17 protein-coding genes are annotated in these 16,119 nt (G+C 27.4%); 1 reads left to right on the top strand and 16 read right to left on the bottom strand.

The window, feature by feature from the left end; genetic code table 11:
* Positions 1 to 64: 64 nt before the first annotated feature.
* From Q4517_RS10960 to Q4517_RS10950, 3 genes are read right to left on the bottom strand one after another with little or no spacing between them, the layout of a single operon-like run.
* Positions 65 to 1,633 (bottom strand): PepSY domain-containing protein, encoded by a 1,569-nt coding sequence (locus Q4517_RS10960; RefSeq protein WP_303509170.1) that lies wholly within the window; start codon positions 1,631 to 1,633, stop codon positions 65 to 67.
* Between the two features lie 20 nt (positions 1,634 to 1,653).
* Positions 1,654 to 1,947 (bottom strand): hypothetical protein, encoded by a 294-nt coding sequence (locus tag Q4517_RS10955; RefSeq protein WP_303509168.1) that lies wholly within the window; start codon positions 1,945 to 1,947, stop codon positions 1,654 to 1,656.
* A gap of 2 nt (positions 1,948 to 1,949) precedes the next feature.
* Positions 1,950 to 2,282, bottom strand: coding sequence for a hypothetical protein (locus Q4517_RS10950; protein ID WP_303509166.1), 333 nt, complete (start codon positions 2,280 to 2,282; stop codon positions 1,950 to 1,952).
* A 182-nt stretch (positions 2,283 to 2,464) separates the two neighbouring features.
* Between Q4517_RS10950 and Q4517_RS10945 the strand changes: the two genes are divergently transcribed.
* Entirely contained in the window at positions 2,465 to 3,463 is a 999-nt protein-coding gene (locus tag Q4517_RS10945; protein WP_303509161.1) for a helix-turn-helix transcriptional regulator, read from the top strand.
* 117 nt (positions 3,464 to 3,580) lie between these two features.
* On the opposite strand, the gene Q4517_RS10940 is transcribed toward Q4517_RS10945, so the two are convergent.
* From Q4517_RS10940 to Q4517_RS10880, 13 genes are all read right to left on the bottom strand, one after another.
* The gene (locus Q4517_RS10940; RefSeq protein WP_303509159.1) at positions 3,581 to 4,744 is read right to left on the bottom strand and encodes a lanthionine synthetase LanC family protein; all 1,164 of its coding nucleotides are present in this window, start codon (positions 4,742 to 4,744) and stop codon (positions 3,581 to 3,583) included.
* 2 nt (positions 4,745 to 4,746) lie between these two features.
* The gene (locus Q4517_RS10935; RefSeq protein ID WP_073184754.1) at positions 4,747 to 6,948 is read right to left on the bottom strand and encodes a peptidase domain-containing ABC transporter; all 2,202 of its coding nucleotides are present in this window, start codon (positions 6,946 to 6,948) and stop codon (positions 4,747 to 4,749) included.
* A complete protein-coding gene (locus Q4517_RS10930; protein WP_303509155.1) occupies positions 6,935 to 10,024 on the bottom strand; it encodes a lantibiotic dehydratase in 3,090 nt (1,029 codons plus the stop codon). Before Q4517_RS10930 ends, Q4517_RS10935 begins: the two co-directional genes overlap by 14 nt.
* 1 nt (position 10,025) lies before the next feature.
* Positions 10,026 to 10,970, bottom strand: a complete 945-nt coding sequence (locus Q4517_RS10925; protein WP_303509152.1) for an LLM class flavin-dependent oxidoreductase — start codon at positions 10,968 to 10,970, stop codon at positions 10,026 to 10,028.
* The gene (locus Q4517_RS10920; RefSeq protein ID WP_303509150.1) at positions 10,967 to 12,100 is read right to left on the bottom strand and encodes a lanthionine synthetase LanC family protein; all 1,134 of its coding nucleotides are present in this window, start codon (positions 12,098 to 12,100) and stop codon (positions 10,967 to 10,969) included. Before Q4517_RS10920 ends, Q4517_RS10925 begins: the two co-directional genes overlap by 4 nt.
* A gap of 86 nt (positions 12,101 to 12,186) precedes the next feature.
* Positions 12,187 to 12,378, bottom strand: coding sequence for a class I lanthipeptide (locus Q4517_RS10915; protein WP_047790188.1), 192 nt, complete (start codon positions 12,376 to 12,378; stop codon positions 12,187 to 12,189).
* A gap of 63 nt (positions 12,379 to 12,441) precedes the next feature.
* The gene (locus Q4517_RS10910; protein ID WP_047790189.1) at positions 12,442 to 12,624 is read right to left on the bottom strand and encodes a class I lanthipeptide; all 183 of its coding nucleotides are present in this window, start codon (positions 12,622 to 12,624) and stop codon (positions 12,442 to 12,444) included.
* A gap of 11 nt (positions 12,625 to 12,635) precedes the next feature.
* Positions 12,636 to 12,827 (bottom strand): class I lanthipeptide, encoded by a 192-nt coding sequence (locus Q4517_RS10905; RefSeq protein ID WP_047790190.1) that lies wholly within the window; start codon positions 12,825 to 12,827, stop codon positions 12,636 to 12,638.
* A gap of 12 nt (positions 12,828 to 12,839) precedes the next feature.
* Positions 12,840 to 13,028 carry a class I lanthipeptide gene (locus Q4517_RS10900; RefSeq protein ID WP_125064394.1) on the bottom strand — a complete coding sequence of 63 codons (189 nt, stop codon included), beginning with the start codon at positions 13,026 to 13,028 and terminating at the stop codon, positions 12,840 to 12,842.
* A 13-nt stretch (positions 13,029 to 13,041) separates the two neighbouring features.
* The gene (locus Q4517_RS10895; RefSeq protein WP_047790192.1) at positions 13,042 to 13,224 is read right to left on the bottom strand and encodes a class I lanthipeptide; all 183 of its coding nucleotides are present in this window, start codon (positions 13,222 to 13,224) and stop codon (positions 13,042 to 13,044) included.
* Positions 13,225 to 13,242: 18 nt separating this feature from the next.
* Positions 13,243 to 13,434 carry a class I lanthipeptide gene (locus Q4517_RS10890; RefSeq protein WP_303509144.1) on the bottom strand — a complete coding sequence of 64 codons (192 nt, stop codon included), beginning with the start codon at positions 13,432 to 13,434 and terminating at the stop codon, positions 13,243 to 13,245.
* A gap of 11 nt (positions 13,435 to 13,445) precedes the next feature.
* Positions 13,446 to 13,634: a class I lanthipeptide gene (locus Q4517_RS10885; RefSeq protein ID WP_303509141.1), complete on the bottom strand. Its 189-nt coding sequence runs from the start codon at positions 13,632 to 13,634 to the stop codon at positions 13,446 to 13,448.
* A 103-nt stretch (positions 13,635 to 13,737) separates the two neighbouring features.
* Entirely contained in the window at positions 13,738 to 16,113 is a 2,376-nt protein-coding gene (locus tag Q4517_RS10880; protein WP_303509139.1) for an outer membrane beta-barrel family protein, read from the bottom strand.
* Positions 16,114 to 16,119 lie beyond the last annotated feature (6 nt).

Genomic DNA, 16,119 nt, shown 5'->3' with positions numbered 1-16,119 from the left:
ATGTTTTTACCTTCAAATTGTTCCATTTATCAGTATTTTAAAGCAAAAAAATACAGATTTTAAATTAATAAGTCAATCTTTTTATTTTAAAGAAAATACTAAGTGATGTTATTGAAAGTAGCAACCAAAAAGCATCTACCACAAAAATTTGCGAATATCCTTTTTGCCAAGAAATCCATAGCCAATTACCAGTAATAGCACCATTTGAGATAGGTACTAGGAAACCTAAAATGCTGCCTAATAAAAGTGATATTTTATTGGTAAAATAATTATCTTTTTTTGCGATAAAAAGTGAGCTTAGTATAAACCATCCCCAGAAAAATATTTGGTAAATAAATACTTTTTTATTGTCTCCATTGCTGCTTGAAAAACATTTAATGGCAATAAAAACTAGAGCAGTTATTGGATATAAGCTTAAACATATAGCCATATAAATATTTACTAACCAAGTGTTAAATTTACGTTTGTAACTAGGTACGCTTTTTTTATCTCTTGCAACTAACCAAATAAGTACACCAGATATGATTACAAAACAGGTTACAAAACCTAAAACCAGGTAAATTAATTTCATTCCATAACCACCAAAATCTCCAAAGTGTAATCTTTTTAAAAGATTTGTAGCTCCTTCTATATATGATAAGCTATTTTTTGAATCTTTTTTTTGTACTATAAATCCATCTGCTGCTTTGAATGTAATCGACCCTGAACTTAAAAAGTTATCCTTATACTTTGGATACCCTCCTACTTTTACGTGCATATTTGCATCTCCATAATTAAATATTTCGATACTATTTAATTGTAAGCTAGGGTATTCTTTTTTTGTTCTAACTAAAAAATCATTAATAGAAATAGTTTTTTCTAATTCTACTGCTTTGTACTCATAATTTATATCTTTTTCGTAATTCAATACTTCGGTTAAAGCTTTAGAATTATCATTAAAAATATAGTTTTGCACAGGTGCTAACATTACCATATAACCAATAATTAGGTATGCACCTGTAACAGCAAATATAAATTGATATGGTAGTCCTATTACACCGAGTGCAACATGTGCATCAGTCCAAATAGTTTTCCATTTCGTTTTTGGTCGAAATTGGTAAAAATTAGGTACTACTTTTTTCCAGTGAACAATAATTCCTGTTATAATTGCAAACAAAAAGAAAAAAGCTATTAAACCAGCAAAAACATACCCAGATCGTCCATAAAAATTTAATTGCGCAAAAAAATGTAGCCTGTAAAAAAATTCTCCTAAAGAATAGTTTTGGTTATAATTTGCTTTTTTAAAGGTTTTTAAATTTGTATAAAAAAAAGCTCTTTTAGGCTCTTTTTTTGGTGCCAATGTATCTTTAGACTGCCCCATTCTGGTGATTACATTTTGTCCTTCTATATTTCTATAAAAAGAAATGTCTCTCCCTTTTAGGTAATACTCTTCTCCTAAATTATTTAATAAAGCATCAAAATCTCCTTTTAAAAAAAAGGTTTTTTCAACGGGTTCATTTCTTTCCCAAGCTATTATTTCATCTCTTAAAAAAGAAATAGATCCTGTAAAAAAAATTACATATAATGCTGCACTTATAACAATACCACTAATGGTATGTGTATGAAACATTATATTATATACTCTCTTAGCCATAATGGTATTTTAATATTTTATTATAATTGATTTGGAGTATTTAAGTAAATAACTGTAATAAATAGAAGACTAACGAGAGTATAAAGCACCCATATTTTCCATGCACTTTTGGCTAAAAAGGCTAAAATCATTAAAACCACCCACATAATAAATCCAAAAAAACGTAGTGTCATTATTACATTTGGTATGTTAAAAAAAGTCATTAACATTATGTGAAAGGTTTCTGTTACAACGTATCCTCCTACAAAACCAGCACTTATTTTTGCAATGCGTTGGATAGGTGAACTTGTCAAATATTTTTTATTTGCAGGCATAATTATTTAAGATAAACTTCAAGTAATAGTGATAAAATCATCATAGCAACTAATATTGAGAGTTTTAAAAAGCGTAAAGGTTCAATTAAAACAACTAAACTTGACACTAACATTAGTAGAGTTAAATATGAAAATATTCCTGCGCCAAAACCTAAACATAAAACCGCGCTAGTTAAACCAATAATTAACAGGACTACACCTATATACTTTCCTTTTATTTTATTCTCATTAATCCATTTCTGAAGAGGTAAATAAAACGTTAAATCTGCTCTATTTGAAGTACTGTATAAAAAATAAAAACCTATGAGAGCTAAACAGCCTATAATTGTTAACATGCTATTTTTTTATAAGTTATAACTAAAACCGATTCTGTCATTTTTTATGTTAAAATTAATTTTTACTTATTAAGACTAAATAAAAATAAGTTATTTTTGTTTTCTGCAAAACTAATTTTTATTCGAAAATCGGGGGATACGTTAAACGGATAAAAAACATACGTTAAACGGAATAAGAGAGTATGAAAGTTACTATATATAATAATGAAGAAGCTATTTTTGATAAGCTATCTAATATTAAAAATACAAATGATAATTTTTACAAAACCTTAGTAACTAACTTTAATGAAGATAATTTTAAAGGTTGGTATAAGGAGCATGTATTTGAAAACTTCAAAATAGGTTTTGGCTCCATAAAAACAATAAAAGGCTATAAAATATCTTTTAATATTAAAGGAGAAAGTATAGAAATGTTGTTTAACTTACAAGGGAAGTTTACTATACATATACCTGAAATAGAAAGCAAGTATTTTTTTAATTCTAACTCACATAATATTAACTTTTATAGCAATACAAAAGGCTTTTTAGAGTGTGGATCTTCAGAATCTTTTATTGTACGCCTTAACTTATCTCCTTTATTCTTTATTCAGTATTTACCTGATGGTATTAGGTTTGATGATTTTAAAAAAATTATTAATGATAAAAAATTTGGTAAAATTAATTCAGAAAACTGCTTAATAAATTCAAGAATGCATTTTTTAATAAAAGAAGTTATTGACTCTGAATGGGATAATCATTTTCAAAAAATACATGTTACCTCTAAAATCTTAGACCTTCTTTTATTGCAACTTTATCAATTTACACCTAGTACTCCTAAAAAAAACACAACAAAACTAACTACTAAAGAAGCAAATAAAATTGAAAGGGTCTATGAATATATACTTAATAATTATACATCTCCGCTAACCTTATCTTTGTTATGTAAAGAAATTGGCACCAATGAATATGCCTTAAAAAAAGGATTTAAAACTACATTTGGTATTACCGTTTTTAAATTTATTCTTAATTTAAGAATGAATAAAGCTAAAGAACTATTACTAAAAGGCTATACTGTAAATGAGGTATCTGAAAAGGTAAGTTATAAAAACCCACAACACTTTTCTACAGCCTTTAAAAAGAAGTTTGGTACCTCTCCTAGTAAATTTTTAAGTAAACTAAGCTTTTATGATATAAAAAATTAATAAATGTCAGTTTTTAGTAAAAACCCCCGAGACTTTTTTTGTTTATTTTTTTACTAATTTACTTCTAATTAATAACTATTTGTAGGTGCATTAGCATAGCAGAAATTTTCTAGGGTTTTAAAATTTATACCCTAGAAAAGTTAAAAAGTCGAAGTTTAAATCTTTATTAAAATTAAGGAGTGCTGTTCCTACACCAATTATTCCGTGCGACATAGAAAGTTGAGCATTAATATCAAACTTATTAAAAGTTGTGTCAAATCCAGCCCATTCATTATCATGTCTTTTATGTTCTTTTGTTTTTGTATACCAATAGTTTATTGAATCATTAAGAAAATCTTCTTCTAATTCTTTTCTAAACTTTTTTAGTAAAGAAGCAATTCCTAATGAACCATAAAATAAATTAGCATCTGTTAAGTATTTATTTTCATCGTCTTTAAAATTAGCTGCGTTTTTTAATGTTTGATTAACTACCTCTTTGTAAACTTCTAAATTACACACCTTAACTGCTTTATGAATTCCATAGGCAATTCCAAGATCTCCGTAATTTAAATTGAAAGAAAAAGATACGGCATCTTTAACGTTATTTGTACAAAAAGGAAAAAGAAATGTTTTGTCCTTTAACTTAGACTCAACAACATATTTTATAGCTTCATTTATTAGTTTCTTTGTCCTTTTTTTCTCAAATCCTAACCCATATAATTCAACTAAAAAATCTACAATTCCTATGACTCCATGTTTTACTCCTAACTCTACTAAATATCGTCCTTCTCTTTCAATGGTAGAAACCCAATAAATTCCAGTTGTTTTTTTATCTTTTTTTGCTAGTTTTTCTATTTTAGAGAGAATTAATGAAAATAATTCATTGTAATTTCTTCCGGAATATTTGGCTCTATTTATAAAATAATTGCCATACTTCAATATTCCAGTAACTGGATTTAGATTGTCTTCTTTTAATTTATCTATTAAAAGTTCTTGAAGAATTGAGTCATAGTTATCGAAGTAAAATGCTACTTCTTCTTTTTTTATAACACCTTCTTTGATATAAAAGTCAAGCAGAATTCCTATTTCTATAATATCTGCTATAATATCATTTCCTTTATAATCTTCATTTAAACCACTGATTGATTTCTCTAAAAAAGAGAGACACTTATCCTTATTATCCTTATAATGATAAAAAAGAGAAACTCCTGCTAATCCGTTAACAACTCCCATAGAAGTTAAAATTCCATAATTATTGTTAATTGATTTTTCTATTTCTAAAATTATATTGTTTGTATCCATTTCTAACTTCCTAATTCTAATTGATTTTTTACTAAACTAAAATAGTCTCCTTTCTTACCTACTAATTCATCATGGCTTCCTACTTCACTTACCTTCCCTTTCTTTAATACTACTATTTGATCTGCGTGTTTTACTGTACTAAGCCTATGAGCTATTATTACAACTGTTCTTCCTTTAAAGAAGTTGAATAAATTATCATGAATCTTCTTTTCATTTTCGGCATCTAACGCTGAAGTTGCTTCGTCAAAAAACATGTAGTGTGGATTTTTATAAACCGCTCTTGCTATTAATATTCGTTGCTTTTGTCCTCCAGAAAGTCCACTACCTGAGGCTCCTATTTTTGTATCATATCCTTGAGCTAACGAATCAATATACTCATCAATATTCGCTATTTTTGCTGCCTCTCTTAACCTTTCATAATCAATTTCTTCATCTGATGTCGCTATATTTCTTTTTATTGTATCAGAAAAAATAAATCCATCTTGCATTACTACTCCACAATGTTTTCTTAAACTTCTAGGTGAAATATTTAAAATATTTTGGTCATTATAACTAATATGACCTCCTATAGAGTTATAAAACCTTAACAATAACTTCATTAATGTAGTCTTTCCACTTCCACTTGCCCCAACAATGGCTGTAACTTTTCCGTCTGGAATATATAAATCAATATTATTAAGAACAAAAGGAGACCTGGGACCTTCATACTGAAAAGAAACATTACTCAACTTCACACCTGTATTTGTACCATTATTTGATAACTTTAACTCAGAGTATGACTCTTTTTCTTCAGGGTCTTCATTTTGTACTTCATTTAACCTTGATAAACTTAATTTTGCGTCTTGTAATGATCTTATAAAATTAATCAACTGATCTACAGGGGAATTCATCATGCCTATTATATATGAAATACTTAATAAAACACCTAAAGTCATGTCTCCGTTTACTACTAAAATTGCTGTATAAAAAGATACTAGTATGTTTTTTACGTGGTTTATAAACGTGAAGCCTGATGATTGAATTTGATCTAATCTTAATATTTTTAAATTTATATTAAACAACCTATCTTGAACTGTTTTCCATTGGTTACACTTATACTCCTCAAAAGAGTTCAATTTCATTTCTGTTACTCCATTTAGTATCTCGTATATCGTTTCTTGATTGTTACTGTTTTCAATAAATCTATTATAATCTAATATTTTTCTTTTCTTTAAGAAATAATGAGACCACAACACAGACAGAAGTGTTAATGATGTATAAATTAATAGTATTGTTATATTATAGTAAGCCAATACTCCAAAGAATACTGAAAAAGTAATCATTGAGAAAAATGTAGTTATTGATTGTGATGTTAAAAAGTATTCTATCCTATCATTATCTTGTATTCTTTGTTGAAAATCTCCAATAAGCTTTGAGTCGAAAAACTTTAAGGGTAAATCCAATGTTTTTAACAAGAATTCTGAAATTATTTTAATACTTATTTTGGTTCCTACCACTAATAATGACCAGTTTCTAAATATCTCTATAACAATTACTCCTAGATACAAACTCAGCTGTGAGAATAAAATATATTCAATATAGTTTACATCTTTTTTATCAATTCCTTTATCTATTAGGTACTGTGTTAAAAAAGGAAAAACCATATTTATTAAACTTCCTAGAAGCATTAAAACAAATACAAATACCAACTTTTTTTTATGGCTTTTAAAAAAGTCTATAAAGTATTTTAATGATATTTTTTCTGGTTTTTTAAATTCTGTATTTACGAACTTATTTTGTGGTTTTAAGAACAATGCAACTCCTTTTCCATTTTCACCTAACCATGATTTGGAAAATTTCTCATCATTTAAATTTACAAAACCATGTGCTGGATCTGCTATTTGCCATTTCTTTTTCCTAGCTAATAAATGTGGCCTTTTATGTTCTTTTAGAACTACAAAGTGATTATTATTCCAATGCAAAATACATGGATAATTTAAATTATCTATATCTTTTAACTCTTGTAATCCTAGAGTAGCTGAAAAAGTCTCAAAACCTAACTTTTTTGAAGCTTCATCTATTCCTAATAAAGAAACTCCTTCCTTTGTTATATAACACTTTTCTCTTAGGTAATTTAGTGATATTTCTTTTCCGTAATGACTTGCAACCATTCCTAAACAAGATGGGCCGCAATCCATTTTATCATATTGTCTAATAAGCTTCATTTTCAACTTGTTTTTGGTTATACTTTCTCTTACCAATCTCTTGGTTATAATATCTTTCTAAAATTCCATACATTATAAGTTCATGAAACCTAGGATTTGCTTGCACAAATCTATTTACATGCATGTGAATATAACTCCATAACAAATCATCTAAATTTTCTTTAGCGTCTATACTTAATTGAACTTCTTTTAATGCTGAATACCTCTCTTTATATATGTTTTTTACCTCAATTTCTGGTGTGTTTAATATGCTGTTTATATCTTTTACATATTTTCTAAACTTGTTGTTTACATCTTTTTTTATTGTTTTTACTTTACCATACTCAACCCAAAAACTATTAAACATAGTATTTATAATTTGATGTCTTTTAGCTAAACTGATGTCAAAAACATTAAAAAAATCATCTATTGATTTTAAAATAAAAAGCCACCTTCTACTCTCTCCATTATCTTTTAGATACTTTAACATGTTTACGGTGTATTCTGAATCTATATGAAATATAGTTTCAGAACTCTCTATATTTTGCCAATAATACCTTTCTAACTCCCTGTTGTATGTTGACAAGTCTAACTTCCATATTTTTTGTTCTTCTAATAAATGCGATAACTCATTATGAATAATCTTAGACATCTCTGAGTAGTTTTTTTCATTTTTTAAATGAAATCTTAGCCTTAAGTGAAAATCTGGATCAGTAAAACGAATAAAAAACCACTTATCTATTATACCTGATGCTTTTAATTTTGTTGCTATTCTAGAAATGTTTTCAATTAAAAGTTGATCTGATGTTATTCTTCCTGTATAAAGCTTAAAATATACCCATTCATCACCGTAAATAAAGGTTCTCTTTACATTATTGTTTTCAACTTTATATGTATTTGTAGAAATATTTTTAAATATCTTTAACTCTTTTTGAGATTTAACAACTCCAATATATTCATTCGCGTAGCTTTCAGGTGTTTGATTGTTATGCATATCGTAAACACATTCTGTAACTCTTAGAATTTTATTTTTTTCTATTTCTTGATATAGTATGTTAAGTGTATTGTAATTTTCAATATCAATAATCATTTTATCTTCACCTCCACTAGTTATATAAATATACCTTGGGACACTTTTCTTTATTAAATCTGCTTTTAGGTTTTCTATTTCTTTGTAATTATCTTTCTTTAATAACCATGTTGCTTTTCTTAGAATTACATCTTCACCGTATGTTAACCTTGGACAATATTCTAAATCTCCTATATTAAATCCTCCAAAGTTTATTGAATAATCATTATGACGATCTTGTGATTGTAAGTCGCATAAAAAATGATAAATAGGCAGTGAATTGTAATGATAATTCTGAGCTGAGCTTAAAAAAGGAACAACTTCTTTATTCTCTTTTTTTGATCTAAGAACTATTCTATTTCTTTTCAAGCTAATATATAAGTCATTTACGTCTATAACTTTGGTATTACCAGAAGCTTTTGATATTATACTTATTTCTGCATCTCTATTTACTTTTCTTATTAGTATGTTTCCTGCTCTGTTATTAGGTAGATGAATAACTTCTGCTACAATTTTATTTTTAAGTAACGACTTTTCAAAATCTGTTACATTATTAATAATCTCTTGAACATCTGTATCACTATTACTAAACCTTCCTATTAAATTGGTTCCTGTTGTTCCTCCAATGTGTTTAAGATATATTTTATCTTTAGTGTATGAATAAGAAATAGAAAAGGCACCATTTTTAGCTTCATTTTCTTCTTTAAAAATGGTTAAATCTTCTTTTGCTAAATTTATTTCTTTCTTTTCAGGGTTTTGAAGCAATAAGTTAAGCCAAAAATTATGAACCTTTGTTTCTACTTTCCTTTCTGATGTAACTTTTCGAACTTGTGGCATAGTCACATCATCTATTAAATCAGAAAATATTACTTCATCTTTTAAGTGGGGTAAATACCCTATTCCTAACTCATTATCTAAAGCCTCAACTAATGCTACTTCTTTATCTTCATATCTATTATAAAAACTCCTTTTAAATACATTTAAATTTGAATCTTCTTTTATGTTTTTTTTAGATACCTTAGATAAAACACTCATTAATTTATTTAACCTTATATCTATGTTTCCTGTATCATTTGTGTTTTTTGAAATCTTTTTTAAATTTGAATTAATGACAAATTTTTCTTTAAAATCAATCCCTATATTTTTTAAATTTTTAAAAATATCATCGTAAATATCTATTGAATTGAAAACTTTTTCATCTAATTTTATCAGCTTTTCTTTAACTTTTATTAATGATGAAAATATTTTTTTTAACTCTTCATCTGTATCTATTTTGGAACTATTTTCTTTATAAAAATTAATTACTTGATTTAAAAGGTCTTCTTCATTTAATGTAGCTTCAAATGAGCTTATATATATTTTTGAATTTATTAAATCTAATAAATAGGCAGTCACCTCTTCTTCTTCTACTCCATCTACTAAATTTAATATCATATTTTTTAATTCTTCAAAAGTCATTGTATCATTTTCATGTGACACTAAATAGTCTATCAACTCGTCACTATCTATTGAAGAAAGTGTGTAACTTATATTTCCTTTAGAAAATTTTGGTTCTATATACCTATACTTGTCTCCTATTTTATATATAGTATTGTTTCTTCTGTATTTTACTGTTTGTATAATAACCGGATGTTGATTAAGGTGATTTAATAAGTTTAGCAAATACTCTAAATCAATACTTGAATACCTGTTATATTTTTTTTCGTTATCTAAACTACTATTTGAGCTTAAAGTAGTGTAAGAAGTAAAAAGACCAAAAGGCACTGTATTTGAAACTGATCTTAAAAAGTATTTTAGTATAGCTTCGTTTATTTTTCCTCTTTCTTTCTCTTTTTTTACTACTTTTTCCCATTCTTTATATAAACTAGGAGATGATAAATAAACCGCTTCAGAGAACTCCTTATTAAAAAATAAAGAATCTATAAAACTATTTAGTTCTTTTTCTTTTTTGGGAATTTGATTGTATTTATTTAAAGAAAATAATGGTTGTCTAATTATTTTGTTTGGTAATAAACTAATATTTTTCATCTTAAAACGTTTTAAGCACTTGTTGTGTTGTTAATTCTTTTATTAATTCTAAGTTTTCTAACTTAGCTTCTATATCTTTTTCGGTATCGCATATTATGACTTCATTTACCCCATATGCTTTTTGAATTTGCTCTAATTTTTCTAAAAAAGTATACTCATTAACCGAAATAATTTTCAAGCCTTCTCTCTTGTTTTTATACTCCTTTTCTTCTTGTTCTACTTCTTTTGTTGTTTTTGAAAAAGTAACTGCTATTGCTATAGCTACTTCAGGAAGTTGCCCATTCGTTTGATAATACTCTTCTTTATACTCTTGTAATCCTTTAAGATCCTCATCATATTCAAAAACATCCAAACCATGCATTAGGGATCTACATATATTTAATTTATTTTTTATTGCTAAATCTTTTTTTCTATAACTGTTAGATAGATACCATAAGGAAGGTGCAATTCCTTTAAATGGAGGAAGTACAATCTTGCTCTCATTGTATTTTTTTTCTTCTTCATGCAGTAGTTCACATATCGCTTGAAGGTTTTTTTCGTACATCGTATTTTCAAATGTGCTATTATTTAAATTGAAAAAATTATGTTGATGTGCGTTCTCTGGACGTCCTTTAGACAAACCAAAATCAATTCTGTTATTATAAATATTATTAAGTAGTTTATAATTTTGCGCCAAAGAATATGGTGAGTAATAACCTATTAAAGCCCCTGCAGATCCAATCCTAATATTTTCTGTCATCCCCGCAATTAGAGTCATTAAGATCTCTGGGTTATTATATGGATGTACAGCACTAGCTCTGTGGTGCTCTGTAAGCCAAAATCTAGAAAAATTTAACTCATCTGCCCTACATGCATAAGTAAAAATATCTTCTATAGCATGCATTGAATTTTGTTTATTGCTAGCTGCAAACTCTAGTATTCCTATTTTTAATGTATCATTTATCATAATAGTAGTATTTTGGACCAGTTAAATTCTTCTTCTCTTTCAAACTCTAAAAGAGATAAAGCTGTAGCCGGCAGATTATTTAAAAAATTAAGAGGATGTTCTTTTATAGTACTTTCAGTAAGATAGTTTAATGTTTTTTGATACCAAAAGTTAGATGCTTCTTTATACTTTGAGTTTCTAGTTTTTTTATATAAGAACATGTATGTTTTTAACACACCTGAACTTCCAAAGTAAAACCTATGATCCCAAATTCTTGTATGTTTCTCTTCTCTTTTTTCAAGGCTTTCTAAAGCTATTTTATTAGCAATAGTTAATAGTTCATTAGTTTTAAATTTTTCATTTAATGAATATATTAATGTAGAAAAATTCACATCACAATTAGACCAGGCTAGCACAGCTCTATAGTTTAAGCCTTTTTCAAACTCATCTCCTTTGTGAATACTTCTAGGCAAGTAGTATTTCTTGTCTTTGATTATTTGATATTCATTCTTTTTCATAATATTTATTAGTTTATCTAATAAATATCTTACGAAATACTCTGCTCTTTCATCATTTATATCATTTAAAACTTTTATTATCGCACATAATCCGTGGGCATAACCAATGTGCACGCCTTCTATATATGTGTATTCATTATAAAATAAAAAGTTTTTATCCTCTTTTAACTTTTCAAACAAAGCTTCTAAAACTCTATTAACATGAGGTTTGCTATCTACATAATTTAGATAAAATAAAATTCCAAAAGGGCCTCTAACGAAATCATAATTATTATTTTGAATTAACTCAATAGCTTGATCTACTACTATGTTATTTATTTCTTCTAGTTGTGAATTGTAACCTTCATCTATTATTTTTTCTTCAATTAGTAACTGTAAAACATACCCTAAACCGCTCAAACCATTTTCTAATGTAGAATCATACATTAAGCTAGAAACACCTTTTTCAATATTTGTAAAAACAGACTCTAAGTTTTTTTCTATTCTTTGTAAATGATCTTCTTTATTAAAAACCTTATAAAGGCATAAGTAGTAATAAACAAGTCCTAACTTTCCATTTAATAAACTATCTGACTCTAAATCTTCTCTTTTTATTTTATCTATATTTTCTATTAATTTATGTGCTTCTTTCATTTTGTATGACTTTAAAATACAGCAGCAATTAAACTGCTGTATTTATTATTATTTTAATAGAGTTATATTTACTTTGCAATTTCATTTTAGTTTAAAACTTGATCTGCAGATCCATTACACGTTCCTGTGTCACAAGACGCATTACATGTAAAATTTAAACAAGAAATACTTGCTGCGTCTCTAACCCCTCCTTTTAATTGAGACATTTGAGCTTCTTGAAGCTTCGTTATTGCTTCTTTATTTAACTTTAATCCTTTGTTTAGTGTGATTTTTTTCATCTTTATTTATTTTTAGACAAGGTTCTTTTAGGTTAAAAAGAACCTTGTTCTATTAATTACTATTTAATTAATAACTTGATCTTTACAAGAGTTTCTATTACAAGATTTAATACAAGATCCATTTGCACAAGTAAGACCTTCTGCTTCTCTTACTCCTCCTTTAAAAGAAGACATTTGTGAATCTTGAAGCTTTGTAATTGCTTCTTTGTTTAATTTTAACCCTTTGTTTAATGTGATTTTTTTCATCTTTTTGTTTTTTAATTAATTACTTGATCTGCTCCTCCTTTACAAGAGTTTTTATTACATGATTGTATACAAGATCCATTTGCACAAGTAGCTCCTGCTGCTGCATTTATACCTCCTTTAAAAGAAGACATTTGAGAATCTTGAAGCTTTGTAATTGCTTCTTTGTTTAACTTTAATCCTTTATTTAATGTGATTTTTTTCATCTTTTTGTTTTTTTAATTAATTACTTGATCTGCTCCTTTACATGAATTTTTATTACATGACTTAATGCAAGATCCATTTGCACAAGTAAGACCTTCCGCGTCTCTAATTCCTCCTTTGAAGGAAGACATTTGTGAATCTTGAAGCTTGGTAATTGCTTCTTTATTTAACTTTAATCCTTTGTTTAATGTGATTTTTTTCATCTTTTTGTTTTTATTATTGTATTCGGTTAGCGTTACAAGAATCCTCATTACATGACTTAATACAAGATCCATTTGCACAAGTAAGACCTTCTGCTTCTCTTACTCCTCCTTTAAAAGAAGACATTTGTGAATCTTGAAGCTTTGTAATTGCTTCTTTGTTTAATTTTAACCCTTTGTTTAATGTGATTTTTTTCATCTTTATTTGTTTTTATTATTAATGAATAACTTGATCTGCTCCTCCTATACAAGAGTCCTCATTACATGACTTAATACAAGATCCATTTGCACAAGTAGCTCCTGCTACTGCATTTATACCTCCTTTAAAAGAAGACATTTGAGAATCTTGAAGCTTTGTAATTGCTTCTTTGTTTAATCTTAATCCTTTGTTTAATGTGATTTTTTTCATCTTTTTATTTTTTAATTAATTACCTGGTCTGCTGATCCGTTACAAGAGTTTTCATTACAAGATTTGATACACGATCCGTTTGCACAAGTAAGTCCTGCTGCTCTAACACCTCCTTTAAAGGTTGACATTTGAGAGTCTTGTAACTTTGTAATTGCCTCTTTGTTTAACTTTAACCCTTTGTTTAATGTGATTTTTTTCATCTTTAAAAAATTTATATTGAATTAATTATCAGTTATATTTTTAAGACTTTAACTGTTTTTCGGTCTGTAAACCTTGGCCTTGGTTATTTTATATACTCAATTATTATTGAGCTCTATTTTGTATATCTCTATTACCTGATCTATCTCTTTTTGTTCTAATATTTTTATTTCCAAAAGTGTATCTTACTATAAAACTTAATGATCTTGAATCGTAATAGTTATTATAGGTTGTTTTAACATTGTTATAATAACCTGTCACAGTGGTTACACTTGTTTTTAAAATATCATTAGCATATATCACTAGGTTTAAGTCTCCTTTTAATAGTTTTAATCTAAGAGATAAGTCTAAAGGACCGTAACCTCCATGTCTTGAAACATTTTGTTTTGCTGCAAAAACATGGTAATAATTAACCCCTAGTGATAGTGTTTTTTTAGAATTTAATTTGATATAGTTCTGAGTCTGTACAAAGGCATTAAATCCTTCTTGCTCTCCAATAGTTTCTGGTATTGATGAAGACATTTTAGAATATCCTATATCTATTGTGTTGTATGAAGTCAACCATTTTAATTTATCAAAGATATACGTATCTGTTATCCCGTAATTTTCTATATTTAAATGGTTATAATACGTATAGTTTACCACTTTACTTACAGGGTCTAACTCTGAAATTTGTTCATACCTATCTGTAATCTTTTGACCATAAATCTTTAATTCGTTCTTTTTAGAATTAAATATCAGTTCTGTGTTAGTAATAAATGAAGGTTGTAAAAACGGATTACCTTGTATTGTTTTAAATGGGTTTACAACTATTTTAAAAGGATCCAAGCTTTCAAATCTAGGTCTATTTAATCTCCTACTTACATTAAACGACAGAGACTGATTTCCCTTTAACTTGTATGTAAGGTATAGTGTAGGAAAAAACTTAGTATACTTATTTTCGTTCGATTGGTTATTCGATTTAGAGTATGATTTAGTTACTGTACTCTCTACTCTAAGTCCTGCTTTTGCACTAAACTTTTCTGAAATTTTCTTAGTTCCTGATACATATGCTGCATAAATATGCTCGTCATAATTAAATACATTAGATTGATTCTCATCTAAAACTGGGGTTCCATTAAAACTATCATAAAATTTAAAGTCATTATTAGTTTGAGAAAAAGACACCTTACCTCCTAACTTTATATCTATTGAGTTATAGGGTAACGATACATCTACTTTTCCTGAAATATTTTCAAAATCATAATCTATACTTGTATTGTTTGAAAAAGTAGGAGTTATCGTATTTTGTTCTCTCCTTTCTCCTTTATTTTCACCTTCTTTAAACGAAGTAGACTTATAATAATCTACATCTAACGAAATCTTTTTCCCTAAACTATCTAGTTTAATTGTATTGTAAAAATTTAACGCATGGCTCTTGGCGTCTTTGTTAGAAACTCCATCAGATAATAAGGAGTACTTTAATTCATCCTTTAAATCGTAAATCAAATCTTTATTATCTGTCGAAGAAATTATATCTGAGTTTGTTCCTGAGTATCCTAACCCTAATTCCCATTTGTTAGTTAAAGTTTGAGTAAATGACAATCTATAATTTAAATACTCATCCTCATATTCTGAAGGCCCATTACCTCTCCATGTTTCATTTGTAAAAAAGTTATTATTTCTAAAAATGTTTCTTTTTAGATAAAGTCCATTAGAAATATTTACAGTTAAATATGTGTTTTTCTTTTTATAATTCAGAGCTAGGCTTCTTCCGTAGGAAAATAATGTCCTCTGAGTACTTGATACTCGGGCTACGGCACTCCAAAAGTCTTTTTTTTCTTTTTTTAAGACTATATTAATTACTCCTCCATTTCCTTCAGCCTCAAACTCAGAGGGTGGTACTGTTATTACCTCAACTCTAATAATATCGGAGCTATTAATACTGGCTAAGTACCCTCTTAAATCGTCTCCTGTCAACGGCAACATTTTACTGTTAACCATCACTCTTACAAAACTTTTTCCAAGCATTGTTAATTGGTCATCTCTAATAACTATATTAGGTGTTACCCTTAATACCTCTATAGCAGAACCTAACTCTTGAGCAACTGTTTTATCTATATTAAAAACTAAACGATCATTTTTCCTAACTAATGTTTGTTTTTTACTAGTTATTATTACTTCTTTGAGTAGGCTTATATCCTCTTCTAAAACAATATTTCCTAAATCATTAGTTGTTACATTAATTTTCTTGGTTTTAAAACCTAAAAAGCTTATTTCAATAAAAAATGAAGTTTTTTCTTTTACTTTTAACCTAAATTCCCCTCTATCATCTGTAGTTACTCCATCTATCAGCTTCTCATTTATAGAATCATATAAAATTACATTGGCTAGAGAAATTGGCTGCTTTTCTGTATCAACAACCACCCCTTTATATGTTATTTGAGAGAAAATGTTTGTACACATTAAAAGCAGAATCATATTTAGAACTTGTTTCTTCATTTCTTT

Source organism: Tenacibaculum sp. 1_MG-2023, from assembly GCF_030547425.1.
GTDB lineage: Bacteria > Bacteroidota > Bacteroidia > Flavobacteriales > Flavobacteriaceae > Polaribacter.
Note: the sequence above shows the minus strand (reverse complement) of the source record. Positions and strands in the feature narration are given on the sequence as shown.